Source organism: Fibrobacterota bacterium (assembly GCA_019509785.1).
Lineage (GTDB): Bacteria > Fibrobacterota > Fibrobacteria > UBA11236 > UBA11236 > Chersky-265.
In genome coordinates, this window is sequence record JAEKLQ010000048.1 from 13,760 (window position 1) to 40,745 (window position 26,986).

A 26,986-nucleotide genomic window follows, 5' to 3' on the forward strand; every position below is an offset into this window, starting at 1 on the left:
ATACACGGGTATTTGTTTGAACAGCCAATTTCCTGCGAAATCCTCTTAATATCGGCAGTTTCTAGGTGGAAATCGCGCGAATGCGACGGCTTCGGCGACACCGTCCGATTCCGCTCCAGGCACCCGGGCAAATTCCTACTTTTCCCTGCCTCGCCGGGCCTTTGGCCCGGCTATGGAAGGTAACCCGTTGCAAACCAGGGCCCTTCCCCGCTTTTTTACCGGGAGTCGCACGTGTCCTTTGTCGAACTGATCGCGAATGAAACCAAAATCCGGCCCGAGCAGGTCCGCAATACGCTTGCCTTGTTCGACCAGGGGTCGACGGTGCCTTTCATCACCCGCTACCGCAAGGAAGTGACCGGGTCCCTGGACGAGAACCAGCTGCGCCTGATCGAAGAGCGGTACACCTATTTCAAGGAACTGGCCGATCGGAAAGAATCGATCCTGAAAAGCATCGAGACGCAAGGGAAGCTTACGCCGGATTTGAAGGCGAAGATCGAAACCACCGTTTCGAAAACGGAGTTGGAAGATCTCTACCTGCCGTACAAGCCGAAGCGCCGCACGCGCGCCATGGCCGCCAAGGAAGCGGGCCTGGAGCCGTTGGCGCGAATCATCCAAGCGCAGGAAGCGCTCGGCGCCGGACAAACCCCGGAGATGCTGGCCGCCGCCTACGCGAATCCCGAAGTGCAGGTGGCCGATGCGGCCGCGGCCTTGCAGGGCGCATTGGATATCCTGGCGGAAGAGTTGTCGGAAGACGCGGCCATACGCGGGCAGATCCGCGAGATGGCGATGAAGACGGGCTTGTATACGAGCAAGGTGCGCAAGGAGCACGAAGGCAAGCGTACCAAGTTCGAGATGTATTACAACTTCAGCGAGAAGGTGAGCGCGCTGCCTTCGCACCGCATCCTGGCCATGCGCCGCGGCGAGAAGGAAGAAGTCCTCAAGACGGAGTTGGTGTTGGACGACGCGAAGTGCCTGGGCCTCCTTTCGGCCAAGGCCATCAAGCCCTCCTCGCCTTTCAAGGTCGAGCTGGAAAAGATGGTGAAGGACGCCTTCGATCGCCTCTTGAAGCCGGCGATCGAAACCGAAGTCCGGTTGGCGTTGAAGGAACGCGCCGACAATGAAGCCTTCGCGGTGTTCCAAAAGAACCTGCGCGACGTCCTCTTGGCAGCCCCGGCGGGCCCCAAGGTCGTCATGGGCGTGGATCCCGGCTTCCGCACCGGAGTCAAGCTGGCCGTTATCGACGCCACCGGCAAGCTGCTGGAGCATCGCACCATCCATCCCATGCCGCCTCAGAAGGAGATCGAGGCTTCGCAGACCATCCTCTTGGCCATGATCGAATCGTTCAAGGTGGACGTGATCGCCATCGGCAACGGCACGGCTTCGCGGGAAACGGATGAGTTCATCGGCAATGCCATCAAGACCTTGGAAAACCCGCCCATCAAGGTGGTCGTTTCCGAGGCGGGCGCATCGGTGTATTCCACCTCGCCCTTGGCCGGCAAGGAGTTCCCCGATCTGGACGCCACCATCCGCAGCGCCGCTTCCATCGCGCGCCGCATCCAGGATCCGCTGGCCGAATTGGTGAAGATCGAGCCCAAGGCCATCGGCGTGGGCCAATACCAGCACGACGTGAACCAGAACGAGCTCAAGCGCAAGCTGGAGCAGGTGGTGGAATCGTGCGTGAACAGCGTGGGCGTGGACGTCAACAGCGCTTCGGAAGCGTTGCTCGCCTACGTGGCCGGCGTGAACAAGAGCCTCGCCAAGAACATCGTGGAGTTCCGCAATGCCAACGGCCCGTTCACTTCGCGGTCGGGCCTGGTGAAGGTGCCCTTGTTCGGACCGAAGGCCTTCGAGCAGGCGGCCGGATTCTTGCGAGTGCAAGGTTCGGAGAACGTGTTGGACGCTTCGGCGGTGCATCCCGAGCGTTATGAGCTGGTGAAGAAGATCGTGGAAGACATCGGCGCCCAGGTGCGCGAGATCATCGGCAACGGCGAGCAGATCAAGAAAATCGATCTGAACAAGTACGTGACCGAGGAAGTGGGTTTGCCCACCCTGCTCGATATCACCGCCGAGCTCGAGAAGCCGGCCCGCGATCCGCGCGCCGAATTCAAGTACGCCCGCTTCGACGCCAAGATCCAGGACATGAAGGATCTGCAGAAGGACATGTGGCTGGAAGGCGTGGTGACCAACGTGACCAACTTCGGCGCCTTCATCGACATCGGCGTCCATCAGGACGGCTTGGTCCACATCTCCGAGATCGCGGACAAGTTCGTCGATGACGCCAAGAAGGTCCTGACCGCCGGCCAGATCGTTAACGTGCGTGTGCTGGACGTGGACGTGCAGCAGAAGCGCATCTCCCTGTCCATGAAGAAGGAGTCGGCGGTCAAGCCGGAGAGCAAAGGCGCTCCGAGAGGCCAGGGCGGGAAGCCCGGTCAGGGACCCGGCGGCCAGAAGGGTCCCGGGGGCCAAGGCTTCGGCGGCCAGGGCAAGGGCCCGCGCAAGCCGCATGCGACCGTGGATCAGCTCAAGGACAAGTTCGGCTCCGATTCGAAGCAGAAGCAGAACAACGTCAAGCTGGCGTTTTCGCTGAAGCAGTTGATGAGGTCGGGGCGCTAAGGCGGCCGGCGCGGTCGCTAGGCGGCCTCCCAGGCCGTTGCAGCCGGGCTAATCCCTACGATCGGGCCAGCCAGCCCAATCGTGGGGGCCGGCCGGCGGCCGGCGCCTTGGTTTCGCTTTTTTAGGGATTTTACCCGTCAGCCGGTACAACGGCGGAATTTACAGGAACCAAGTTTCCTAGTCTCGCGCTTCGGGAAATCGGCAGGGCATTCCTATAAACGGCCATAGGATGGCCGGGAAAATGGAATGTTTGGTACAATAGGGCCGTCGGATCGCCGGAGAAACCGGCCATCGTAAAGGCTTTGGGGGAACGGGTGGAGTACGGAAACCTTAAGGTCCAGGCAGGGCATCCGGCAAGTCCGATGTCCACGGGGTGGCTCAGGTTGGCTTGGTTCCTGACCCTGACCCTTTGGGCGCTCGGAATGGCCCGGCCTCAAGCCGCACTTCCTACCAACATCACCTTTACCAAGATCATGGGCACCGATTCCGCCGCAGGTCGTTTTACCCGGATCACATGGATGGGGGAAATGCCCGGCCAGGCGGGAACCTTCCTGGTGGTCGAACGCGGATCTTTCGCATCCTGGGACGTGGATAGCGCGCATGTGTGGAAGGTCGCGAAGGATAATCAGGGGCATTGGACCCGCAGCATCTTCCTTACCCTCGGCGGGATATGGCAGGAGACCCAAGAGGCCGGGGTGCTATCCTTGGCTTTCCATCCCGACTTCGCATCGAACCGGCTCTATTACCTCTTCTACACGCCCCTAATTTCGGGCGCAAGGTATTCGGTGATCCAAGAGCGCAAAGCCGCCGCCGATTTTTCCCAGGACGGAGGCGATGCGCCGCGGACCCTGCTGCAAGTGGCGCGAGGTTCCTCCAACAATTACGGCCAGCATAACGGCGGATGCCTGGCCTTCGGCCCGGACGGCTATCTCTATGCCGGCTTCGGCGATAATCTGCAACAGACCCCGGCCCAGGATTCCACATCCTTCCTGGGCAAGATCATCCGGATAGACGTCAACTCTTCCGATCCCGGTCTCGCTTACCACATCCCGGCCGATAACCCTTTCTATGCGGGGACCAAGGCCGGGCTGCGCAAGGAGATTTGGGCCCTGGGCTTCCGGAATCCTTGGCGCTTCTCTTTCGACGGTTCCGATCTCTGGGTCGGCGAAGTGGGCGAGAATACCTATGAGGAGATCGATCGCGTTGCGAAGGGCGGCAATTACGGCTGGCCGTGCCAGGAAGGCAATTCCGGTTCCGCGTCCGGTTGCCCCAACGCCCTGCCGCCGTATTACCAGATCGTCCACGACGGAGGCATTTCGATGTCCGATATCATCGGCGGGATGATCTTCCGCGGCAACGCGGCTTCGCCCGTATACGGGCAATACATCTACGCCGATCACGTGTCCGGAAGCGTTTTCGCGATGACGATGGACGGTTCCGGACCTACCGGAACCGTTAAGCTGGGCACGGCGCCCCGGCGCATTTCCCACCTGACCGCCGACTCGAAGGGCCGTCTATACGCGGTGGGTTACGGCAACTCGTCGGACGATGAGAGCGAAATCTACTTGCTCGACAATCCGGCCCTGCTGCCCGATACCGTCAGCGTTCCCTTGGCGTTCACCACCTCGTCTCTACCGGCGGGCCGGGCCAACAGCGACTACTCGGCCACCTTGCAGGCGAGCGGAGGCACCCCGCCTTATACGTTTACGGTAACGGCGGGGGCGCTTCCCGCGGGCCTCGCCGTCTCGGGGACCCGCATCTCGGGGAAGCCTTCCGCCGCCGCCGCATCCGTCGACCTGGAACTCACGGTTTCCGACGCGGCCGGGCATAGCGTCGCGAAAACCTTGAACCTGGCCATCGCCGCCAATCGGGCCCCGCATCTCAGCTCGGCGACGAGCGCGACGATCAACGCGGGAACGGAACTGGTATACACGGCCGCCGCGTCCGACTCGGACGGGAACACCGTAACCTACGCGTTTCGGTCCTTGCCCGCGTGGATGGCTGCGTCGGGCGCGACCGCGCGGGGCACGCCGCATGCCGCCGACGGGAACGCCGCCTTCTGGGTCGTCGCGAGCGACGGGGCCCTGGCCGATTCGCAACAGGTCTCTATCAAGGTGAATCACCGGCCCCCGCATCTCACTTCCCCCGCCAGCGTGATGGCCACCGAGGGATCGGAATTTCTCTATGTCGCCGCAGCCGTCGACTCCGACGGGAACGCGCTGACCTTCACCTTCCGATCCCCACCCGCGTGGATTACGGCGACAGGCGCCTCGGCGCGTGGCACCCCGGGCGCATCCGACGGGAATACGACCTTCCGGGTGGTCGTGAGCGACGGGATACAGGCCGATTCCCTACTCGTCTCCATCACCGTCAACCACACCAACCACGCGCCCCTGGTCGATTCCTCTTTTACGAATAATACGTCCCTCGCCGAAGGGGACAGCGCCTCGCTCCGGATCGTCGCCCACGATCCCGACGGCGATAGCCTCGCTTACGCATGGATCCTCGATGGGGGTACGCCCGCGGCGGGCACGGCGCGCTTTAATTACAAGCCCGGCTACCTGGCCGCGGGAGTTCATCACTTGGTCGCGCGGGTGACCGATCCCGGCGGCGCTTCGGCCACGCAATCCTTCGATTTCACGGTCACCAACGTAGCGCTTCCTCCCGCGTGCCTGCACGCGCCGGGCGCGGTTGCGACAGGGGAGCCTTTCCTTTGGGGTTGGGAAGGACAGCGGGATCCGGATTTGGATACGGCCTCCTTGCGCTTCCGGGTCGCCGCCTATCGCGATTCGGCGCTGACGCAATCGGCCCTGGCCCGCGATAGCCTTTCCTCCGATCGCCTGAACGATGGGGACCGCGCGGCGCTGGCTAAGGGAATCGATCTCTTCGTGCGCGTAGCGGCCTTCGATCTTAAGGGGCATACGAGCGGTTTCGGCCCCGTGCGGAAGTACGTATTCGCGGTGCCCGTGGCGGTCGTTCCGGATCGGGAGCGGGCCCGCAAGGTGCGGGCCTTCGGCCTGGCTACGCGGCCGGGACGGGTGGATAAGGATGCGGAGAAATGGGCGGAGCAGTGGTTCGATGCGCGAGGGCGGCCGGCGCGCTGAATTCCCGCCGGCCTCCGGCATCGAATAATTATTACTTTTCCTTCCCTGGCCAGGCCGAAGCGGAATTCGGGGCGGGTTAGCTCAGTTGGTTAGAGCAGAGGAATCATAATCCTTTTGTCCGGGGTTCAAATCCCTGACCCGCTACCATTTCCGGCCTCCTTTTTTAATCCCACCCTCCTCTCCTTTTCACTCTTCTCTCCCCGGTCCCGGCCATGAATTCCTCTAGAGCCGACCAAGATGGCTGCTCGGTCTGAAAGGATGGATTTCCATCCCCCGGATGAACTTGTTCCAGTCCCGGAGTTTTTGGCGGGTTCGATCGTGCCTAAGGGGTCTTAATGGCGGCTTCTCATGGCCGGGAACGCCGAAAAAGTACCGATTCTCCGCTTGTTTTGTACTCCTGGCGCCCTTACTATCCCCATGGGTTGGCGGGAACGGATTGCCGAACCGCGTTCCGTATAAGTCCGCAAATGGAGGTGGTATGCGATTTACATCGCCCAGGAAGGCGTTGTCGCGGGGAATGGCGTTGGTTTTGGCGAGCCTGGTCACTTACGCCGCGGCCGGCGATTGCACCGTCCAATTCAATAGCCTCCTGCAGCACATGTCCGGGTTCGGCGGATCGACGGCATGGAAGAACGGGCTCACGGATTCGCTCATCACCCGGCTCTTTTCCACCACCCAGGGATGCGGATTAAGCCTGGTGCGCATGCACATCAATGGCGACGGAACCATCGGCTCGGGAGAGCTCTCCATCGCCAAGAAGGCGTATGCCCTGGGGGCCACGCTTTGGGGGGCGCCTTGGTCGCCGGCCGCCAATTACAAGGACAACAACGACGTCAATAATGGCGGATCCCTGCTGCCCTCCCATTACCAGGATTGGGCCGATAAATTGGCCGCCTTGGCCAAGAAGATGGATTCCCAGGGAACGCCCCTGAGATGGATCTCGGCGCAGAACGAGCCGAACTGGACGGCCACCTACGAGTCCTGCATCTATACCGCCGCGCAAATGACCACTTTCGTTGGCCAATACCTGGGACCCACCCTGGAGAAGGCGGGAGTAAAGACGCGGGTCATTGCCCCCGAAGTCATCAACTTCGGGGCGCTCAAGCCCTTCGGAGACGCTTTGCTCAACGATGCCAACGCCGTGAAATACTTGGACGTGATCGCCTCCCACCAATACGGCAGCGGGCCGACCGGCACGGGCTGGCCGTATAAATTGGTGGCGGACAAGGGCAAAGAGCTGTGGGAGACGGAGCACGGCATGGACAATTACGCCGGCGACGAATCCATGAAGGGCGGGATCCCGCTGGCGAAGGAAATGCATCAGGACATCGTAAACGGGCCCGTGAGCGCATACCACGTGTGGTGGATCATTCCCGCGGATGGCGAGACCGGCACGGCCTCGAACGGGTTAATGATGAAGGGGCACATCTGCCAGCGGGGCTACGTGATGGGGAACTATAGCCGCTTCGTGCGGCCCGGATCCTTCCGCATAACGGCAACCGATGCCCCCACCGCCGGGATCAGCGTAACCGCCTACCGCAACGATTCCTCCGGAACCTTGGCCATCGTCGCCTTCAACGAAACCTCGGCGGCGGTGACCCAGAAGTTCGTCTTGAGCGGCGTTAGCGTGCCCACGGTAACGCCGTGGGAAACCTCGGATGCGGTGAAGCTGACCGCCCGCGATCCCGTTACCGTTTCCGGGGACGGGTTCAGCTGGTCCATCCCGGGCATGAGCGTGATCACCTTCGTCGGGAAATACACGCCTTCCGTGATCGGGGTGAGGGCGGCGCGGGCCGGGGAAAAACCGTATCGCGGGTTGAGCCTGGGCCGGAATGCCTTGACGGCGGAGATCCGTGAAGCCGGGGAGTACACCCTCGCCGCGTACGACGCGGATGGCGCGCTGCTAGGGTCCTACTCGGGCAAGGGAGCGGGAAGGCGCACGGTGGCCATGCGCCCCGGGCCGGCCGGAATGGTGCTTGTGAAGTTCGTCGCGGCCGGGCAGCGTTCTTTCGAAGAACGCGTGTTCCGCGGCGAATAAGGCCAAGGCCGCGGGAAGGTCAGAGGCGCGGCCACCAATTCCAACGCCCGGCCAATTTCATCAATGCCGGCAGGAGCAGAACGCGGATGAGGGTGGCATCCACCAGCACCGCCACCGCCAGACCCAGCCCGAGCATTTGCGCGACCACCACCCGGGCGAACGCGAAGGCCCCGAATACGGCCGCCATGATGAGGGCGGCGTTGGTGATGATGGGCCCGGTGGCCGCCAGGCCTTCGGAGACGGCGCGGGAATTGTCGCCGTGGGCGGCGTACGCCTCGCGTATGCGGCTGATGAGGAAAACCTCATAGTCCATACTCAGGCCGAAGAGGATGCAGAAGAGCAGAAGCGGAATGGTCAGGGGGACCACCAGGGAAGGACCGGGCGTCCCGAACAACGCATGGCCATGGCCGAGTTGGAAAACGAACACCACCACCCCGTAGCCGGCCAACACGGAAAGGCCGTTCAAGATCAAGGCCTTGATCGCGACCAAAGGGGAACCGAAGAAGAGCAGCAGGGCGGCGAAGCTGACCACCAGCACGAAGGCGATGGTGGGAAGATAGGCCGAGCGCATGGCCTTATCGAAGTCATTGTAGTAGACGGCTTGTCCGCCAATCTCCAAGCGCAATCCCGGGACCCGCATCCGGTCCGGGATGTCCCGGGCCAGGCGTTTGGCGTCTTCCAGGCCCACCCCGGGCTTATAGATGATTTGCATGAGCAGGGATCGCCCGTCCCGGCTCAGGAAGAAATCCCCGATGGCGGGAATCCTTTCCAAGGCCGCGGCCGGATCGGCATAGAGCTTCCGGTATTTTTCCGGCGGCCAATGATCGGCCAGGTCCACGGGGCCGAAGATGCGGGCCACGGCGGAATCGGAGCGCAGGCGCGAGGAGAAGGCCAGCAAGTCCGGGATGCGGCCCGGCGTCAGGATGGCGTCGCCGGCGGTGAGGATCACGTTCACCGGGGCGATCAATCCCCCCAACCGCATGTCTTCGAGCATGCGCAGCCCGCGCATGAATTCCAGTTCGGCCGGAAGGAACGCCTCTTCGGGAAATCCGAAGCGGGTCAGCCGGCCCGGCCAAGCCATCGCGGCGATCAGGGCCGCGCCCGCCAAGGCGCAGAAGGGGGCGCGGCGCATCACCCAGCCGGACCAGCGTTCCCAGCCGCCGCCCCGGGCGGTGGCGGTGAAGCGGCGGGACCAGGCGGCCGGCCAATCCAAGGCGGGTCCCAGGAGCACGAGCGCGGCGGGAAGGAAGGTGAGGGCGCAAGCCACGGAAGCCAGCACCACCGCGCAGCCGCCCCATCCGATGGATCGGGTTTCCATGAGGGGGGTGAACAACAGGCCTCCCAAGCCGATCAGCACCGTGAGCCCGCTATAGAAGACGGCCTTGCCCGCCGTGGCTATCGCCGCGGCCATGGCTCGCTTCCGCCTCGCGAGGCTGGCGTCCGAAACGGCCGTGGCGTCCGAAACGGCCGTGGCGTCCGAAACGGCCGCGGCGTCCGGCGAAGGCTCGGCGGCCGGAAGCGTCGGCAGGATTTCGCGATAGCGATGGATGATAAGGAGGCTGTAGTCGATGCCTACGGCCATGCCGATCATGCCGGAAATGTTCTGAGCCAGGTTGGACAAGGGCATGTGCCTGGCCAGCACGCCCAGGGCCGCCAAGCTCAGGGCGGTGGTGAAAATCCCGATTAGCAAAGGGGCGCCGGCCGCGGCCAGGGAACCGAAGGCCAGCAGAAGGATGATCAAGGTCAGGGGTAACACGCGCGTTTCGGCACGGGAGACGTCCTTGGCGTTGAACAGGTTGAGGTCGTAGGTCAGGGCCGAGCGCCCGGTGACGGCCCATTCCAGCCCCGGGTCCGCCGATCGGGCCGGAGCGAGGATCGCTTCCGCCGCGGCCCTAACCTTGGGGATGGCCTGTTCGGCTTCGTGTACGGAGGCGGCCTTGATCCCGATCATGACAACGGCCCCCGAGCCGGGAGCCGGACGCAGGCGCGGATCCAGGACATCGGGGGAAGCCTGCGCGGCGGCCACATCCGGAAGGCGGGTGAACGCTTGGGTGAGCTTTGGCAGCAAGGATGAGGAATCCCATTCCGCCGTCCGGCCCCCGCGCAATGCCAGGATGAGCAGTTGCGAATAGGGCGTAGGAAAGTCGGCGCGTAGAAGCCGGTCGGCCCGCAGGGACGCGCTACCGGCGATGTCCCCGGAACCGCTTTGCAAAAGCGAGGGCGCGCGCCGCGCGGCCGGCAAGGCGAGAATGAGCAAGCAGGCCCAGGCCGCGAGGGTGAGCCAGGGCTTCCGCAATGACAAGGCGGCTACGAACGCGAACAGCCGATCGATCACTTTCCCTTTCGCGGGCGGCCGGGAACCGGCCCTCATGGCCGGTCATGGCCCGATCTTCGACGAACGGATGCGGGGTTTCGGGAACGTGGGGCGCGCTTAGAAGCGCTGGCCGACCCGCTGCTTAAGCGTTAATGACGCTCTCGGGCACGTCCGCGGCATAGTCGACGCCCGGATAGGCGAAGCCGTAGAGCCGGTGGAAATCCCCGCGGTAGCCGGCGATATCGGCCATGCCGCCGCCGTTCCCGGTATCCACCGTTTCCCAAAGCTTTTCCACCGCGGCTTGCACGTCGTCACGCAGCTCCCAATCGTCCATGCGGATGCGATGCTCGGCATCGACGGGAATGGCCTGGCCGGAATAGAGCTTGGTGCGGAACAGGCGATCCATCTGCTCCATGCATCCCTCATGGATGCCCTTTTCCTTCATCACCTTATACAGCAGGCTGATGTAAAGCGGCATGAAGGGGATGGCGGAACTGGCTTGGGTCACCAGGGCCTTGTTCACGGAAATGAAGGCCCGTCCGCCTGAAGCCTGCAAGCGCTCGTCCAGCTTGCGCGCGGTCTTCTCCAGATGATCCTTGGCGGTGCCGATGGTGCCGTTGCGGTAAACCGCTTGGGTCACCTTGGGGCCGATGTAGGAATAGGCCATGGCGATGCATCCGGGGGCGAGCAATCCTTCGTCGCGCAGCCGATCCATCCACAGCATCCAATCGTCCCCGCCCATCACGCCCACGGTATGGCGAACCTCTTCTTCGCTGGCCGCCTCCAGGGTCACCTGGGTGACCGCGCCCGTATTGAAGTCCAGGGTCTTGTTGGTGTAGCTCTTGCCGATGGGCTTAAGCGTGGACTTGTAGACCTCGCCGGTTTTGGGGTCGACGCGGCGCGGCGCGGCCAGGCTGTAGACGACCAGATCCACCGGACCGATCTCCTTGAGGAGCGCGATCGCCTGGTTCTTGATGTCTTCGGAAAAGGCATCGCCGTTCAAGCTCTTGGCCCACAATCCGGCCTCATGCGCGGCGCGCTCGAAAGCCTTGGTCTGGTACCATCCCGGCGATCCCATTCGGCCCTTTTCGGGAGGGCGCTCGAAGGCGAGGCCGAGGGTGGCGGCGCCGCTACCGAAGGCGGCGGCGATGCGGGAGGAAAGGCCGAATCCCGCGGAGGACCCGATGATGAGGGCCTTCTTAGGGCCTTTCGGGATGGGTCCCTTCGATTTCACGTACCGGATCTGTTCCCGGACGGCGTGTTCGCAGCCGATGGGGTGAGTGGTAGTACAAAGAAAGCCGCGGATTTTCGGTTCTATTATCATGGTAAGGGAAAAAGTTAGCTCCCGGATGGGCCGATTGTCAGCCGGGCGCTATCCCGGGCCCCGGCCGGACTTGGGTCCCGGAGGCTCCCCGAGGACGGCGTTCGGCGCGGCAAAAGCTATCTTTCGGGCCCCGCGACCGCGGCGCTCGCGGCCGGTAGGAAGGGACGGTATGAAGTTCGAAGCCAGCAAACCGGTGTTCCTCGACGCCTTGCAGATGGCCGCCAATGCCTCCCCGACCAAGACCACTTTGCAAATCCTCTACAACCTGTTGCTGAAGCTCGAGGGCAATACCCTGGAGATCCGCGCCACCGATCTGGACATGACCATCGTGTTGCGCCTGCAAGTAGAGGGCCATGAGGATGGCGACATCGTCATCAACTCCAAGAAGCTGCTCGAGGTGGTGAAGGAACTTCCCGATTTCCCCGTCCTCATTTCCGTGGACGATTATCTCGTGACCATCAAGTCCGAGTCGGGCTTCCAGTGCAACCTCACCGGCTTCGACGCCAGCGAATATCCCGCCCTTCCCGATCTGGGATCGTCGAAAACCTTCCAGGTGCCGCTCAAGGATCTCCGCTTCCTCGCGGAGAAAACCGCCTTCGCCGTCTCCAGCGATTACAGCCGCATGAGCCTCACCGGCGTGTTCTGCGAATTCAAGTTGGACGCCTTGCAGATGGTGGCCACCGATGGGCATCGGCTGGGGAAGGCCTTCACCGCCGCGCCCGGCGTGCACGTGCAACCGGGTGTGATCCTGCCTCCCAAGGCGCTGACGCAAGTGCTGCGCATGTCCGAAGACGCCGAGCAGCAGATCCAAGTCGACATCGGCCCGGCCAACGCCCGCTTCTCCACCGACACCATCGTCGTCTTCACCAAGCTCATCGAAGGGCCCTATCCCAACTACGAGAACGTGATCCCGAAAGACTTCTCCAAGAAGATGAAGGCGAACCGCGAGCATCTCGCCTCGGTGATCCGGCGCGTGGCGACCATGGCCAACGCCAAGACGCGATTAGTGGTGTTCGGGTTCCAGGATCGCCAACTTGCTTTGTCGGCGAAGAACCAGGATTTGGGCGGGGACTCGGAGGAAGCGCTCCCGGCCGAATACAGCGGCGATCCGGTGGAAGTGGGCATCAACGCCAACTACGTTCTGGAGGTTTTCCGGCTGATCCAGACGGAAGAGGTCCTTTTCAAGTTCAATAATCCCCTGGGCGCGATTATCGTCGAGCCCGTAATGGAGAACCCGAATTACTTTTTCATAGTAATGCCGTTGAGGATCCTCAAAGAGGGGCAATAGCCCCTCTCTGTCCATCCTCGGTAGGAGTTCTCCCATGCGCCGCTTCCTGATCGCGATTGCCGCCTTAAGCCTGGTTTCCATGTCCTGGGGACATTTCACGCCAGGCTCGCTCAAGTTCTCCCGTCCCAGCCCCTACCATCCCGGCGATACGGTTACGGTGTCCTACGCCGTAGAGGTCGTGCATGGCGTCATCGATATCGATTTTTCGCTGAACGGAAAAACCTGGACCTCGGTCAAGTCCGGCATCGCCGCGAAAAGCAAGATGACCTACACCTACAAGTGGACGGTGGGACAAGACACGACCAGCCATGGAAAGCTTCGGATCTGCCAAGAGAACGGGACCAAATGCACCAATGCCGATACGACCAATGATCCGAGTGGCGCCATAAACGGGGCCCGCTACGTCCTCATCAGCCCTCTCATATCCATCGTGGCCCCGACTTCGAACCTATCCCAGTTCGCCTCCGATGCCGCCCCGACCCTGCGCGAAGTCGGGCCCGGTTCGCTGGAGCTGGGCTTCTCCCTGGCTTCCGAAGGCCCCGTCAGCCTGATCGCATACGATGCCCAAGGACGGGAAGCGGCCCTCCTGTTGCGGGATCGGTTTTCCGCCGGCGCGCATCGCTTTTCGCTCTTCTCCCAGGCCCTGCGCGAGCACCCCGCCTGGCTCTTGCGCCTGAACGTGGCCGGGCAAAACCAACCGCTCGGTCGCTGACGCCGCGGCGACAGGATCATTCCCAGAGGCGCCCTTATGATTGCGCCCTCCTAAGCCGAGGGCCTATAATCCGGGGTGATGCCCCGTCTTCCCGTTTGCGTTCCTTTCCTATTCGCCGCCCTCCTGGCGGCTCCCGCCTTTTGGGCGACCCCCCTCTTCGCCCGTCCCAGCTTACCTGAATTACCTCTCGGCACCGCTTCCGCCTCCTTCGCGGGCGGCGGTGCGGCCCATGCCGCCGGAGTCGGGTCCATCTTCGTCAATCCCGCCGCCTTGTCGGTCCACGATGCCTTCCAGGCCGAGACCGGATTGATGGGCATTTCCGCCGGGCCATCGCCCTACTTACTGTTCGGCGCGCCGGCCGGAGAGCATTCCTCTTACGCATTGGGCTACTGGTACGATTCGCGGCCGGGCGATCCCGCTTCGCCCCAGGCGCCGAGGCAAGGTTTGGTAGCGGGGGCGGCTTGGGAGGGCCTCTCCTTCGCCTCGGTCGGCGGCATGCTCAAAAGCGCGGGGACCGGCGATGGCATCGGCCGCGATGGCTTCGGAATCGATGCCGATGTAGGCGCCTTGCTGCGTCCTTGGAAAGCGGCTTGGCTGGGCCTGGTACTGCACGATGCCATGGAATCGGGAGTGGGACAGGAGCCGGGCGGATTCCGGACGCACCGAAGTTATGCCGCCTCCCTCGGCACGGGCCTTTCGGGTTTCCGCTGGGCGGGAATCGATTTCCACGATCCCGATGCCTATTATGAACTGCGCTCCCAGGGTTTGCTTCCCGATGCCCGCATGGAGCATGCCTTTTCCGCGGCGGCGGCGTTCTTTCCGGGCGGAAGGCTGGGTTTCCGGGGGACGCTGGCCGTGCCGCAGGCCGGTTCGGCGGCCTTCGCTTGGGGGACCTTCCTCAACCTCCCTTTAGGGGACGGGGCGCTGGTGGTGGCTTACGTGATCCACGCCGGCGATAGCCCGGAAACGGGCGAAGGGGAAACCTCCCATTCCCTATCCTTGAATTTCCGCATGGGGGGCCGGCTCGATCCCTTGCCTCCCACGGTGGAGGTGACCGCGGATAAGCCGACCCTGGTTTTGGGCGACTCGACAGGCGAACTCTTCCGGCTTTCCGCGCGCGACCTGACCTATGTGCACGGCCGTTCGGAAGCCCCGGTCGCGGACGCGGAATCCCGCTGGGGGGGACGTCAACCGGCCTTGGACGAGGGCCGTTCCTTGGCGGAAGGCCGCATCCGCGCTTGGAGCCTTAGCATTTGCGGGACCGGGACGGACGGAATGGCGGGGCCCCTTCTGAAAACCTTCCAAGGCAAAGATTTGCCTCCCAGGATAATCCGATGGGATTTGGATAACGATTCCGGCGGCAAAGTACCCGCCGGCTTCTATGCCTACCGAATGGAAGCGGAGGATGCCGCCGGAAACGCCGCTGCGACAGGTTGGCAATTGGTCCGCATCGAGACGCCCCCCTCTCCCTGAACCGCGACGCTTTTCTCCGGTTTATTGCCAACCCCGCCGGGTAAACCGGCGATATATTGCACTCCGGAGGTTACCCCTATGCCGTTGCAGCGAATGGGTTTAGCGGTCTTGTGCGCGCTCGGAACCGCCCTGGCGGGCGGCGATCGATCCGGGACCGAACATGACGCCTGGTTCTCGCCCACCCTTCGCTGGGAAGGGGGTAGCTTGGATGTTACCTTCGGGATGGATGAGGCCGCGCAGGTCTCGCTGCTCGCCTTCGACGCCCAAGGCCGGGCCCTGGCGACCTTGGTGGAGGGCCCGCAACCGGCGGGGTACCACCATCTTTCCTTGTTCAGCAACCGCTTGCAGTGCCTGGACGGCCGCGCCTATTTCCAATTGCGCGCCGGCAGCCGGGTGCTCGCCGAATTGCGCCCGCGGGCCATTTAGATCCCATCACTTTCCCGGGAATTGGCCTTCCACCAAGGCTTCCATTTCCTTTTCATGGGCGGAAGTGTATTCGGGCATGGCTTTGAGGAGCTTTCCGTTACGGCCGAACACGTAGACGGAAGGCAGCCCCTCGAAACCGAACACCTTGGACTGGGTGTCGTCGGCGTCCCAGAGCACCTGGTAGGGAATCTTCATGGCATGAACGAACTTGGCCACTTTTTCCTTAGGGCCTTTATCGGTGGAGACGCCGGCTACTACGAGACCCTTGGGGCCGTATTTGTCATGCAGGCGCGCGAGCACGGGAATGGTCTCCCGGCAAGCGACGCACCAGGTCGCCCAGAAATCGATGACGACTACCTTGCCCTTCCATTCCTTGGATTCATGGGGCTTGCCTTCCAAATCCGGCAAAGCCAAGGGAGGCAGGGCCGGCGGAGGGGAGGCGAAAATCGGCGCCGTAAGCGCGGCGAAAACCAGGAAAACCGGGCCGGAGAAAGGTTGGGATTTGCGCATATGCCATTTATATACTCAATCCGGGCCTTCCGGTTTCCCCAATTCTGCGTGAAACGTTTTCGCCGGGAGGGGGGACAAAGGGTACAAAGGGCCCGACGAGGGGACCGGGTCTATCCGGGCGTCAGGTTTAGGGCGGTTTAACTTCAAGGAGCGATACTATGCGATTTCCCAACAACGGGATTACGGGGATGATTGTTCTGGCGGCGGCCGGATGGGCGGGGGCGCATTTGTCGGCGGGAAGCCTTACCCTCTCTCCCGCGGCGCCTTTTACCTCCGGCGCTCAGGTGACGGTAGGATGGAAAGTCGATGTTTCCCATGGCTTCCCGATTAACATCGATATGTCCAGCGATGGCGGTACCACTTGGAAGCCGGTCAAGGCCGGACTGACGGACGCGAGCGGCACGGCTAGCTACAAAATGACCATGCCGACCGACGCGACCACTCACGGAAAAATCAGGGTGTGCCAGGGATCGGCTTCCGATTGCGCTAGTATCAAGGTATCGCAGCCTGGTGCCGCGCCTTATACCCTCGTGAGCAGCGAGTTCACCATTACGGGGAGCACGGCGATCGTCGCCGCTTCTCAGCGGGCATACGCCTTGGGTTTCGAGCCGGCCTCCGGTAAGTTCGTGGCCAACTTCGATCTGCCCCGCGATGAAAACGTGCTTCTGCAAGCCTTCGACTTCCAGGGTCGGCTCCAGGCTACCTTGTTGCAGGGAGCGTTCCAAGCGGGACAACACAAGCTCGCGGTTTCCCTGCCTCAGGCCCTCGCCGCTTCTCCCGCCATGGTGGTCCGCTTGACGCTTGGCGAAGCGGTCCATACCCAGGCCTTCACTCGCCCATAAGACCCCTTTGTTTTAAGGGCGCTTAGTCCAAGGCCTCCTGCCGGCCCTCAGGCGCCGGCAGTGCCTGCCGGGCCCGGAATTTCAGCATCCGGGTCCGGCTTTCTTTTTTTGGCCTCGCGGGTACTTTTTTCCAACGCCCTGCTACAGGTCGAACGACAATCCCAGCATGAACGTCCCCTCTTGATAATGCTCGTCCGTGGGAAACAGCTGGGTATGGAACATGGGCGTTACCCCGTTCTTCTCGCCTTTGGTGCTGCGGATCCCGTGATCGTAGCTTAAGTCCCAACGGTCCGGCAGCCAGGCGGAAGAGGCCCAGCTATCCGGAAAGGTCGAGCCGATCTTGAGTCCTACCAACAAGGACGAGAAGGCGTAGTAGCGGATGTCCCCCGTGCGATAGAGTTCGTTCCCGTCGTAGGCCGGGCGCGCGAAGGCGGCGGCGCTTTGCTTATAGCCCCGGGCCCGTATACGTACGTAGGTGCCTTCCCGCAAGTACTGGTACCATTGCAGATCGGCCGTACCCGAATGCAACTTCCAATCGTCCTGATACCAGCGCGTATCGAGATGGAAGGAGGCTAGCTTGTCGCCAAGCCGGACGCCCTGGATGAGTTGCCCCGACAGGGCCCAGGCGGTTTTGCGATTGGGCAGATTCTCCAGGATATCGTCCCCGGAATCGGTGACGACCGGGGTATAGGGATGCCCCAGGAAGCCGGAGCTATGGATGACGTTGAGGGTGATTCCCGCCAGGGTCAACGGAGAGAGCGTTTGGGACAGGCTGGCGCCCAAGGAAATGATGCGGCGGTCCCCGCCCAAGCCCGTGAATGGCCCGGTGGGATGCATGTTGTCGAAGAAGACGGCGGCCGATCCGCCCAGGGTGGTGTTGCGCTCGTTGAAATCAAGCGAGCCGGAGACGGAGGGCGAGTAGGAGGTATAATCGTTTTCGTCGCTGAAGTAGAAGGACGCCGAAGCCGCGCGGCCGGCCTGGGAGTAGGCGCCGGTGACCTGCTCGGAGTGGCGGATCTCGCGGCGCGATGCCCCCGAGATGCCGTCCAGGACTTGATCGTGATCGGCCAAGGTGCCGACATTGCGCAGTCCCAGCCTGCGCGAAGCGCCGGACACGTAATCGAGTTCCTGATCGTATTGCAGCTTCCAGGACGAAGCCAACTTGCGGAAGAAGGACAGGGCGGGGGTGTGGTTCCACACCTGGTTCTTGTCCCAGTAGTACATGTATTTGAAATCCAGGCCCTGATCGCCTTCCGCGGCTCGGAGGGGCGAGGGTAACATCAGGGTTACTGCCGCCAAGCCGGCGGCCAAGGCGCGGCGCCCGGGAGTCTTCAGCATCCGCAACCGCCTCCCGAGCCCGCGCTGCCGCCCGCCGAGCCTTCGCGGCGCGGCAGGTTATGCGCTTCCATCCCCGCGCCCTGCGGATCCGGCGTATGCTGCATGATGGGATCGGCCAGGTATTCCCGGTCCTTCTGCTTGACCATGGCGCAGCCGGAAAGCCCGGACAATGAGCAGGAAAGAAGCCCCATGCAGGCGAGCCAGGCGAAAGCCTGGCGTAGGGATAACGGTTGCGATGGCTTCACGGCGTCTCCTCGGGCAATGCGGGCAGGCCCTTATGCGGCGCGGCCCAACGATAGTCTTTCCCGCCCGGGTGGCAGGCCACCGCCGAGCAGGTTTCCGATTCCGGATTGAAGCTTGCCGAATCGCCGCCGTATTGGGCGGGATCGGAATTGCGGGGATCGAAAGCGACGTCCACGGTCCCATTCAGATGCGCCAGGGTCGTCACGTATTCTTCGAAGAGAGGGTGGGCTCCGGGGCGCTCCGTTTGGGCGATGGGATGGTTTTGATGCAGGGAATCCACGCGCAACAAGGACAAGCTGCGAATGGGCGTGCCCGCGGGCGTGATGTCCCCGGAATGCGGATGCTGCGAAGAGAAATATTTCGAGCCATCGGTGTCCTGGAAGACGGTGTCGATGACGATCACCATCTCGCTTCTGATGGATCGGGTATGGCAATCCAGGCAAGTGATGCGGCCGTTGAGCAGGCGGTTGGCGCTGGCGGTGGTGAGATGGTAGTCGTGGTTGCGATCGGTGAGAGGGTAAGCGTGGCAAGCATCGCAAGCCATCCCCTGGGGGGAAGGGCCGGTGCGGGCGGTAAGCGCCGCCGGGGCCGCATTCCAGTCCCCGCATGCCGTGATGAGTAGGCAAAAGCCAATGCCTGCGAGGGCTAGGAAAGGGAACATCACCGACCGCTGCCTAGCCAAGTCACGCGTGCCCCTATTCCTTGAGGCCCGGTAGCCCTTTGCGGGGCGCGGCGAAGCGGTAGGGATCGTTTCCCGGATGGCAGCTGACCGCCGAACAGGTTTCTTCTTTGGCGTTGTAGCTCGCGGAGGCTCCGGCGAAGCGCGCGGGATCGGAGGACTTGGGGTCGAAAATGATATCCACCGTCCCGTTCAGATGGGCCAGGCCCGTCATGTATTCGGCCAGGCCCGAGTCGGGGACGGGTCGGCCGGTTTGGAGCCGGGGATGGGATTGATGCCTGACCACGATGCTATCGATGGGCCAGCCGCGGACGCGGGTTTCGAAGGTATCGGCGGGCGAGCTTACGGGAGCGTTCATGCTGGACACGTAGGGGATATCGCCGAGCGGATCGGGATTGCGGAAGAAGGTGTCCGGCAGGGCGACCTCGGTGGCGACCAGGGAATTGCGATGGCAGGCCAGGCAGGTGATCGCGCCGTCCTTGAATTTATCCGGGACGGTCGCGTACAAATGGTACAGATGATTGGAGTCTTGCGGAGGGTAGGCATGGCAATTGGCGCATCCCATGCCCGCGCCGGGCGTACTCCGCGCGGTCAAGGCGGCGGGATCGGTCTTCCAGTTCCCGCAAGCCATCAGGAGGCAGGCGAGAATGAAAGCGGCCAGGCCGATGCGCATGACGGGAAAGCTAAAAAAGTGGAACCGCCGGCGTCGGGAATTCGAACCCATTCCCGCTCGCGATGGCTTATATTGCTGTCGCACCCTTTCGCGCCGGACGCTCGTCGACCGGCCCTTTCATTTCATCGCGGCCCCAGGCCGTTCGGAGGATATGATGCGTACGATCATCCGTTTGTCCATTGCCCTTGCGCTGTGCGCTTTGGGCGCGCAGGCGCAATTGAAAGACGGCAGCCTGAGCATCAAGGGCGGCGAAACCTTCACGGTGGGCCAGAAGGTCACGGTGACCTTGACGCAGACGAAGCCGGGCACCGGAACCAGGGCGGGAAAGTACGACTTTTATATTTCCGTCAACGGGGGAACTTCCTGGACGGAAATGATCGGGAACTGGCAGGGGCCGACGGGGGACAATGCCACCGTCACTTGGGATTGGAACGTGACCCAAAAGCCCACCACGACCGGGGTCTTTCGCGCCTGCCTGTTGTCGGGCGGGGAATGCACGGACCCGACCTACACCTTGAAGAGCGGGAACTTCACCATCGCCGCTTCCACCGCCCTCGCTCCCCGGGCGGCCGAATCCGCGGGCAAGGTGGAATTCCAAACCGCCACCGGCGGCTTGGCCATCGGTTTCTTCTTGGCGAAGCCGGCCCGGGTCACCCTGCAAGCCTTCGATTCCGAGGGCCGCCTGTTGGCCGTCTTGCTGGATGGCGATCACGCCGCCGGCGATCATTCCCTTTCCCTCTTCTCCAACCGCCTTCAGGCCATGCATGGATCGGTGGCCTTCAAGTTGGCATGGGGCGGCGCATCGTTGACCCGTTCATTCGTTCTGCCCTGAAGGTTCCGATCGCAAGGGGCTCGCTGCGGCGAGCCAAAGGCGTTAGCTAATATTCCCCCATGCCCTCCCGCCAACCTCCGTCCTTGTTGGTCTATACCCAGACCGCCGGCTATCGGCATGGATGCATCCCTAAAGCCATCGCGGCCGTGCGCCGCTTGGGCCGGGAGAACGGATTCGCCGTGGTCGCCACCGAGGATCCCGCCCGCATCCGGCGGGGATTCCTGAAGGACTTCGGCGCCTTGGCCTTCGTGAACACCTCGGGCGAGGTGCTCGACCCCGCGGGGCGGAAGGCCGTGCGGGCCTTCGTGGAGGCGGGCGGCGGCTTCGCGGGGGTGCATTCCGCCTGCGATACCGGATACGCATGGCCTTGGTACGGGGGCCTGGTCGGCGCCTGGTTCCAGTCCCATCCCCTGCAACGGCAGAACGCCATGGTGCGCGTCGAGGACAGGGGGCATCCTTCCACGCGGGGTCTGCCGAAGCATTGGAAGCGTTGGGATGAATGGTACGATTACCGCGCGAATCCGCGGCCGCACGTGCGCGTGCTGGCGCGCTTGGATGAGGCCACCTACAAGGGCGGGAAAATGGGAAAGGATCATCCCATCATGTGGTGCCATGAAAACGCGGGCGGCCGCAGTTGGTATACGGGTTTGGGCCATACCGGACGCGCTTTCTCCGATCCCTTGTTCTTGCGGCATCTCCGGGGCGGCCTGCTGTGGGCTTTGGGCCTCGCCTGATGCGCCTATCGGCCTTGAGCTTGCTCCACTTCCGCAATTTCGCGGAGCAGGAAGCGGAGTTCAGCCCCGGCCTCAATCTGCTCACGGGCCCCAACGGCCATGGGAAGACCAATCTTTTGGAAGCGATCCATTACGGCTGCCTGGCCCATTCCCAGCGCACGCGTAAAGACAAGGAACTCATCCGCTGGGGCGCCTCCGCTTTCGTGCTGCGCCTGACCGGCGAGATCGGCGGGCTTCCCCATGCGCAATCGGTGCAATATTCCGAGACCGGCCACAAGCGGGTCAAGGTGGACGGGCGCGAAAGCAAGCGGTTGTCCGATCTGCTCGGGAACTTCTCCGTGGTCGCCTTCAGCCCGGAAGATCTGGACCTGGTGCGGGGCGGCCCCCAGTTACGCCGGCGTTACCTGGACGTGCTGCTCTGCCAATTCTCCCGCGATTACCTGGAGGCCCTGCGGCATTACAACGGCGCCCTGAAGCAGCGGAACAGCCTTTTGAAGCAGATGGGCGGCCGGCGGGGAGGCGGCCCCGGGCCCGCGGGGGAGGCTTTAGAAGCGGTGGGCGAGGAAGGCTCCGACAGCGAGACCGGCGACGAGGGCTTGGCCGAAGCCCCGTCCCGCTATGGCTCCGACGTGCTCGACGCTTACGACGGTCCGCTGGTCGAATATGGCGCCCGCATCACCCTGCTGCGCCGGCGCGCCTTGGCCGAACTGGTTCCCCTCGCGGCGGAGAATTATCGCTTCATCTCGGACGCTGGGGAAGAACTTTCCCTAAGGCTGGCGGGCAGCGTTTCGCCGGCCGAAGAGGAAGCCGAATTGAAGGCCGCTTTCCGTCGCAAGCTCCTTTCCCTGCGCGGCGCCGAACGCGAAACGGGCCAAACCCTGGCCGGTCCCCACCGCGAGGATCTGGCCATCGACCTGGCGGGCCGCCCCGCGCGCGACTTCGGATCGCAGGGCCAGAAACGATCGGTGGCCCTGTCCCTGAAGCTCGCCTCGGCCAGCCTGCTCGAAGCCAAACAGGGATCTCCGCCCATCCTCTTGCTCGACGACGTGTTCGCCGAACTCGATGAAACCCGGCGCCGGCGCATCGGCGATCGGGTGCGGGAGAAAGGCCAGGTTTTCATCGCCAATCCGCGCGCGGCCGACCTCCCTTTCGAGCCCGAAAAAACCCTCCACGTACGCCAGGGGACCCTCTCCTGAAGGCCAATATTCACGGGGGCTCCAAGGCCCCGTGAATTCGACGGTTAGGGTGGATTTTTCTACTATTGGAATACGATTTTCCGGTTCGCTTTTCGCTTCCTGATGGGGCGGAGAACGGGTGGAGAACGGGCCTTCGCAAATGGTATCCGGCAGGGTGGAAAAGATATTGGAATCCAAGCGCGAACAGCTCCCTTCCGGCAACGCCCGAAGCCATCGCGGCCCTCGTATTTCAGGCAAAGGCCGGCCCTTCTCGGGCATTTCCCAAGTGCTGGGGAACGTTCTGGACCAAGCCGGCCTGGGGTTCCTCGCGTACGAAGAGAAACTGCGGCAACACTGGGCCGAACTGATGGGGCCGCGGGCCGCCGCCATCGCCAAGCTGGAGAGCCTGAAGGGCTGGACCCTGCGCGTGCGGGTCGAGAGCGCCACCTGGCGCAATGAATTGCACTTCCAGAAGGACGCCCTGCGTAAACGGGCCAATGAGCTTCTAGGCGCCGAACTGGTACGAGAAATTCAACTGATGTAGGGCTTCCGCCCGGGCCCGACCCACGGTCGCGCCGGGCGGGGACAAGCCGCCGCATCGTTCCGAGAGGATGAACGTGGAAGAGAACAAGACGACCGCCGCGCCCGAGCGCAAGTACGAAGCCAGCGATATCACGGTCCTCGAGGGCCTGGAGGCGGTGCGCAAGCGGCCCGCCATGTACATCGGCTCGACGGACGGGCGGGGCCTGCACCACCTTGTCTACGAAGTGGTGGACAATTCCGTCGATGAGGCGCTGGCGGGCCATTGCTCGCGCATCGACGTCGTCATTTCCGCCGACAACGGCATCAGCGTGGTGGATAACGGCCGCGGCATCCCCACCGACATCCATCCCACCGAAGGCATCGGCACGGTGGAATTGGTCATGACCAAGCTGCATGCGGGCGGCAAGTTCAATCACGACACCTACAAGGTCTCGGCGGGCTTGCACGGCGTGGGCGTATCCTGCGTGAACGGCCTCTCTTCCGAGCTTCGCGTCATGGTCTACCGGGACGGGAAAATCTTCGAGCAGACCTTCCATCGCGGCGCGCCTAAGGCCCCCGGCGTTTTCACCGGGACCACCGATCGCCAAGGCACCACGATCTTCTTCCAGCCCGATGCCACGATTTTCACCGATCTGGTCTACAACTTCGACACGCTATCTTCGCGCCTGCGGGAACTGGCCTTCCTGAACAAGGGCCTGACCATCACCATCAGGGACGAGCGCGAGGAAGGCAAGTACCACGAGTTCCATTTCCCCGGGGGCGTTTCCGCCTTCATCGAATACATGGATCACAACAAGAAGCCCTTGATGGACAAGCCCGTCCACATCCTCAAGGAGCAGGAGAACACCCCGGTCGAAATCGCCTTCCGCTACAACGAAGGCTATACCGAGAGCCTGTTCAGCTTCGTCAACAACGTGAACACCGTCGACGGCGGCACCCACGTGGTGGGCTTCAAGTCGGCCCTGACCCGCGTCATCAACAACAAGGCCAAGGATTTCCTGCCCAAGGCCAAGAAGGAAGGCATCGACCTGACCGGCGAGGACGTGCGCGAAGGCCTTACCGCGGTCGTATCGGTGAAGGTGTTCGATCCCCAATTCGAGGGGCAGACCAAGCACAAGCTGGGCAACCACGAGGTGAAGGGCATCGTCGAGACGGCGGTGTTCGACATGATCACCAACTTCTTCGAAGAGAATCCCGCCATCGCGCGGAAGATCATCGAGAAGGTGTACAACGCGGCGGTGGCCCGCGAGGCCGCCCGCAAGGCACGCCAATTGGCCCGGCGCAAGAGCGCCCTGGAAGGCGGCGGCCTGCCCGGCAAACTCGCCGACTGCTCTTCGCGAGATCCCCGTCTTTGCGAACTCTACCTGGTCGAGGGCGATTCCGCCGGCGGTAGCGCCAAGCAAGGGCGCGATCGCGGCTTCCAGGCCATCCTGCCCTTGAAGGGCAAGATCCTCAACGTGGAGAAAGCGCGCATGGACAAGATCCTCGGCAACGAGGAAATCTCGACCATGGTGCAGGCCATCGGCACGGGCCTGGGCGAAGAGACTTTCAACGTCGACAAGCTGCGCTACCACAAGATCATCATCATGACCGATGCCGACGTGGACGGATCGCATATCCAGACCTTGCTCCTGACCTTCTTCTGCCGCTACATGAAGGAACTCATCGAGCAGGGCGTCCTCTACCTGGCGCAACCGCCGCTTTACAAGATCAAGGCCGGCAAGATCGAGCGCTACGCCTTCAACGAGCAGGAGCGGGATCAGATCCTCTCCGAGATCGGGGACAAGAAGGGCATCTACATCCAGCGCTACAAGGGCTTGGGCGAAATGAACCCCGAGCAATTGTCGGTGACCACCATGAATCCGGCCAACCGGATCCTGAAGCGGGTGACCATGGAGGACGTGGTGGAAGCGGATCAGATCTTCACCATGCTGATGGGCGAAGAAGTGGAACCGCGCCGCAAGTTCATAGAAGAGAACGCTTATCTGGTGAAGGAATTGGACGTTTAAAGGCTCCGAGGGCCCCTTTCGGGGCCGCGAATTCGCACACCAATTTGGTTGGTGTTCCGGTATATTCCCAAAGCCGGAGGATAGCCCGAATCCGGCGGATGTTCGATGAAGCGGCATCCAAACGATGAAGGATGACCCATGCCGTACGCGATCCTGGCCTTATCCATCCTGTTCTTTTCATCCATAAGCGCGCAACCGATCAAGGGATATGGCGTCGATTCCCTGGTTTTGCGGGAGATCGCCGATTCCCTCCACGTTCCCATCACTACCAATACGGCGTGGGTGGAAGGCGGACGCGTCACCCGGCTTTCGATTTTCTATGGAAACCAACATGGGGCCATTCCACCGGCCTTGGGAAGATTGGACAGCCTGCATTACCTTTTCATGGGCATCACCCGGGTGACCAGCCTGCCCCGGGAAATCGGCCTTCTGAAGCGCATGGATACCATCGATATCGGATCGTCCCTGATTGGGCCGGCCCTTCCCGAAGAGATCGGCGATTTACCCAATCTGCGCTACTTGAACGTATCGGTGTGCAGTTCGCTCAAATCGCTTCCGAAATCCCTCATGCGATTGAAAAAGCTGGAGTTCGTGAACTTCAGTCTCGATTCCATCTGCGGCGTAGACGATTCGCTGCGCAATTGGATCCTTGCGATAAACCCTAAGGCCTTGGACAATCAAGGTGAATGCGCGGCCACGGGGATTCGGGACGGGAAGTCTTTCCACGGGAATAATCCCCTTCGCAAGTTGGCTCCGGGCGAACGTTCCGGGCCTAACCGGGATCCGCAAGGAAAGATCCGCTATTATTCCCCGGCGGGCCGGCGCTTGCGGACGGAAAAAGCCGGTCCTGGCGTCTAAAGTACCATGAGCAAGCCCCGCCTGATGCGACAACGCTTCCCGATCTCCTTCGCTCTCGCCGCCCTCTTCGCCTTCAATGCCGCCATGCCCGTCTTCGCCGACGGTACGGCGGCCCTCGATCTGCCGCCCATGCGGTCTACCGCTCCCGGCATCGCTTCCCTTCCCGCCGGTCTCCTTCCGACCGATGCCGTTCCCATCGGTCCTTCCGAGGCGCGACTGCGCGCCGCCTTCCCCGATCGAAAACTGCAACGCATGGACCCGGAAGACTTCCAGGCCTTGGTAAGCGCCCATGCCGGAGAAGGGCGGCTGTTAAGCGGGATCGAATTGGCGGCCGTAATGGATCGCCACCCGACCACCACCACCGGAACGCCTTGCGATACCCTCGCCTCCCTGGCGCGCTCGCGCTGCCTCGATTCCCTCGCGCGCAACAGGGAAGCCCGGCCCGTGGAAGCGACTCCCGATTCGCAAGCGGTGTTCGGAAATCCTCCGGCCGTGGGGCAGGATCAGAATCAGAGCGATGCCAGCGCCGTCGACAAGGAGGAGGCCAAGGGCTGGTTCTACAATCTGTTCGTCGATCTCCATAACGGCGGCTCCAGGAGCGGGGGCCTGGATGCGCATGATTGGGCCGTTCTGTTCTTCGTGGTGATCGGGTTCGTGGTGGTCGGCGCCTTCATCATCTACGGCGTGGAAACCTTGGCGGAAATAGCCCTCAACCAGGATCATTATCCCCTCTTCCAGGAAGCGGGCCTGCGCCTTTCCTATTCCGGCGAAGCGTGGCAGGACGGGGTGGGAACCGATCTGTACCGCGACGCCTATCTGGCGGGCTTGCGCTACGCCATCGGGTTCGACCGGCCCGGCGCCGATGTCGGGCTGGCTCTCGAAGGCGGCTACATCGATATCCATCTTCGCCCCGCGGAGGGCCCGGGGAATGCCTTCGATTTCCGGGGCGCTTACTTCGTGGCCGGCCCGATTCTCCGTTTCGGCAGCTTCGATCCCGCCTGCTTCAGCCTGGAATTCCTGAACGGCACGTCGAACCATCCTTCCATCGGTTGGATCAGCAAGGCGCGCATGTCCCTGCAATTCCGGATGGGGCGGCATCAGGCGATCGGCGCCGATTTGGGCGCGGTCTTCTACGACTTGGCCTTCTTGGATGGCCTGGCCTGGCGGCACGGCAATCTGAACCGCGACCTGAGCTTGATCGGCGGGTTGGATTTCGGCTGGGAATTCTGAGCGGACGCCGGCCGCGCGGCCAGCCGCA

The 26,986-nt window shown here is 62.8% G+C and carries 22 protein-coding genes and 1 tRNA gene; 16 read left to right on the forward strand and 7 right to left on the reverse strand.

Translation table 11 applies throughout. The features are described 5' to 3' along the window. Window positions 1–231: 231 nt before the first annotated feature. From JF616_14460 to JF616_14475, 4 genes are all read left to right on the forward strand, one after another. Window positions 232–2,613 (forward strand): RNA-binding transcriptional accessory protein, encoded by a 2,382-nt coding sequence (locus tag JF616_14460; GenBank protein ID MBW8888954.1) that lies wholly within the window; start codon window positions 232–234, stop codon window positions 2,611–2,613. Window positions 2,614–2,975: 362 nt separating this feature from the next. After that, window positions 2,976–5,717, forward strand: a complete 2,742-nt coding sequence (locus JF616_14465; GenBank protein ID MBW8888955.1) for a PQQ-dependent sugar dehydrogenase — start codon at window positions 2,976–2,978, stop codon at window positions 5,715–5,717. Window positions 5,718–5,787: 70 nt separating this feature from the next. Next, window positions 5,788–5,864: transfer RNA gene (locus JF616_14470), tRNA-Met, on the forward strand. Window positions 5,865–6,195: 331 nt separating this feature from the next. Next, window positions 6,196–7,755, forward strand: coding sequence for a hypothetical protein (locus JF616_14475; GenBank protein ID MBW8888956.1), 1,560 nt, complete (start codon window positions 6,196–6,198; stop codon window positions 7,753–7,755). A 19-nt stretch (window positions 7,756–7,774) separates the two neighbouring features. Here JF616_14475 and JF616_14480 read toward each other — a convergent pair whose 3' ends face one another. Both JF616_14480 and JF616_14485 read right to left on the reverse strand, forming a co-directional pair. After that, window positions 7,775–10,090, reverse strand: coding sequence for an MMPL family transporter (locus JF616_14480; protein MBW8888957.1), 2,316 nt, complete (start codon window positions 10,088–10,090; stop codon window positions 7,775–7,777). 121 nt (window positions 10,091–10,211) lie between these two features. Next, entirely contained in the window at window positions 10,212–11,393 is a 1,182-nt protein-coding gene (locus tag JF616_14485; protein ID MBW8888958.1) for a trans-2-enoyl-CoA reductase family protein, read from the reverse strand. Window positions 11,394–11,562: 169 nt separating this feature from the next. On the opposite strand from JF616_14485, the gene dnaN reads away from it, so the two are divergent. From dnaN to JF616_14505, 4 genes are all read left to right on the forward strand, one after another. Then, a complete protein-coding gene (gene dnaN, locus JF616_14490; GenBank protein MBW8888959.1) occupies window positions 11,563–12,681 on the forward strand; it encodes a DNA polymerase III subunit beta in 1,119 nt (372 codons plus the stop codon). Between the two features lie 34 nt (window positions 12,682–12,715). Beyond that, window positions 12,716–13,393 (forward strand): hypothetical protein, encoded by a 678-nt coding sequence (locus tag JF616_14495; protein MBW8888960.1) that lies wholly within the window; start codon window positions 12,716–12,718, stop codon window positions 13,391–13,393. Window positions 13,394–13,471: 78 nt separating this feature from the next. Beyond that, window positions 13,472–14,866, forward strand: a complete 1,395-nt coding sequence (locus tag JF616_14500) for a hypothetical protein (GenBank protein MBW8888961.1) — start codon at window positions 13,472–13,474, stop codon at window positions 14,864–14,866. 78 nt (window positions 14,867–14,944) lie between these two features. Continuing rightward, complete coding sequence (locus JF616_14505) at window positions 14,945–15,292, forward strand: hypothetical protein (protein ID MBW8888962.1); 348 nt, start codon at window positions 14,945–14,947, stop codon at window positions 15,290–15,292. A 6-nt stretch (window positions 15,293–15,298) separates the two neighbouring features. On the opposite strand, the gene JF616_14510 is transcribed toward JF616_14505, so the two are convergent. Then, window positions 15,299–15,802: a TlpA family protein disulfide reductase gene (locus JF616_14510; GenBank protein ID MBW8888963.1), complete on the reverse strand. Its 504-nt coding sequence runs from the start codon at window positions 15,800–15,802 to the stop codon at window positions 15,299–15,301. 158 nt (window positions 15,803–15,960) lie between these two features. Here JF616_14510 and JF616_14515 point away from each other — a divergent pair, with 158 nt between their 5' ends. After that, entirely contained in the window at window positions 15,961–16,644 is a 684-nt protein-coding gene (locus tag JF616_14515; GenBank protein ID MBW8888964.1) for a hypothetical protein, read from the forward strand. Between the two features lie 141 nt (window positions 16,645–16,785). Here JF616_14515 and JF616_14520 read toward each other — a convergent pair whose 3' ends face one another. From JF616_14520 to JF616_14535, 4 genes are read right to left on the reverse strand one after another with little or no spacing between them, the layout of a single operon-like run. After that, window positions 16,786–17,982 carry a DUF3570 domain-containing protein gene (locus JF616_14520; GenBank protein MBW8888965.1) on the reverse strand — a complete coding sequence of 399 codons (1,197 nt, stop codon included), beginning with the start codon at window positions 17,980–17,982 and terminating at the stop codon, window positions 16,786–16,788. Beyond that, on the reverse strand, window positions 17,976–18,227 hold the full coding sequence (locus JF616_14525) for a DUF4266 domain-containing protein (GenBank protein ID MBW8888966.1): 252 nt from the start codon (window positions 18,225–18,227) through the stop codon (window positions 17,976–17,978). The genes JF616_14520 and JF616_14525 overlap by 7 nt, the downstream gene beginning before the upstream one ends. Continuing rightward, the gene (locus JF616_14530; protein MBW8888967.1) at window positions 18,224–18,886 is read right to left on the reverse strand and encodes a hypothetical protein; all 663 of its coding nucleotides are present in this window, start codon (window positions 18,884–18,886) and stop codon (window positions 18,224–18,226) included. The genes JF616_14525 and JF616_14530 overlap by 4 nt, the downstream gene beginning before the upstream one ends. 34 nt (window positions 18,887–18,920) lie before the next feature. Then, on the reverse strand, window positions 18,921–19,577 hold the full coding sequence (locus JF616_14535) for a hypothetical protein (GenBank protein MBW8888968.1): 657 nt from the start codon (window positions 19,575–19,577) through the stop codon (window positions 18,921–18,923). Window positions 19,578–19,728: 151 nt separating this feature from the next. Between JF616_14535 and JF616_14540 the strand changes: the two genes are divergently transcribed. The 7 genes from JF616_14540 (at window position 19,729) to JF616_14570 (ending at window position 26,958) form a co-directional block, all read left to right on the forward strand. Next, complete coding sequence (locus JF616_14540) at window positions 19,729–20,409, forward strand: hypothetical protein (protein MBW8888969.1); 681 nt, start codon at window positions 19,729–19,731, stop codon at window positions 20,407–20,409. 59 nt (window positions 20,410–20,468) lie between these two features. Beyond that, window positions 20,469–21,143 (forward strand): ThuA domain-containing protein, encoded by a 675-nt coding sequence (locus tag JF616_14545; protein ID MBW8888970.1) that lies wholly within the window; start codon window positions 20,469–20,471, stop codon window positions 21,141–21,143. Next, window positions 21,143–22,339: a DNA replication/repair protein RecF gene (gene recF, locus JF616_14550; GenBank protein MBW8888971.1), complete on the forward strand. Its 1,197-nt coding sequence runs from the start codon at window positions 21,143–21,145 to the stop codon at window positions 22,337–22,339. The genes JF616_14545 and recF overlap by 1 nt, the downstream gene beginning before the upstream one ends. Before the next feature lie 139 nt (window positions 22,340–22,478). After that, on the forward strand, window positions 22,479–22,862 hold the full coding sequence (locus JF616_14555; protein MBW8888972.1) for a DUF721 domain-containing protein: 384 nt from the start codon (window positions 22,479–22,481) through the stop codon (window positions 22,860–22,862). Between the two features lie 67 nt (window positions 22,863–22,929). Beyond that, window positions 22,930–24,870 (forward strand): DNA topoisomerase (ATP-hydrolyzing) subunit B, encoded by a 1,941-nt coding sequence (gene gyrB / locus JF616_14560; GenBank protein ID MBW8888973.1) that lies wholly within the window; start codon window positions 22,930–22,932, stop codon window positions 24,868–24,870. A gap of 138 nt (window positions 24,871–25,008) precedes the next feature. Further along, a complete protein-coding gene (locus tag JF616_14565; protein ID MBW8888974.1) occupies window positions 25,009–25,728 on the forward strand; it encodes a hypothetical protein in 720 nt (239 codons plus the stop codon). A gap of 6 nt (window positions 25,729–25,734) precedes the next feature. After that, entirely contained in the window at window positions 25,735–26,958 is a 1,224-nt protein-coding gene (locus tag JF616_14570) for a hypothetical protein (GenBank protein ID MBW8888975.1), read from the forward strand. The last annotated feature ends 28 nt before the right edge of the window (window positions 26,959–26,986 follow it).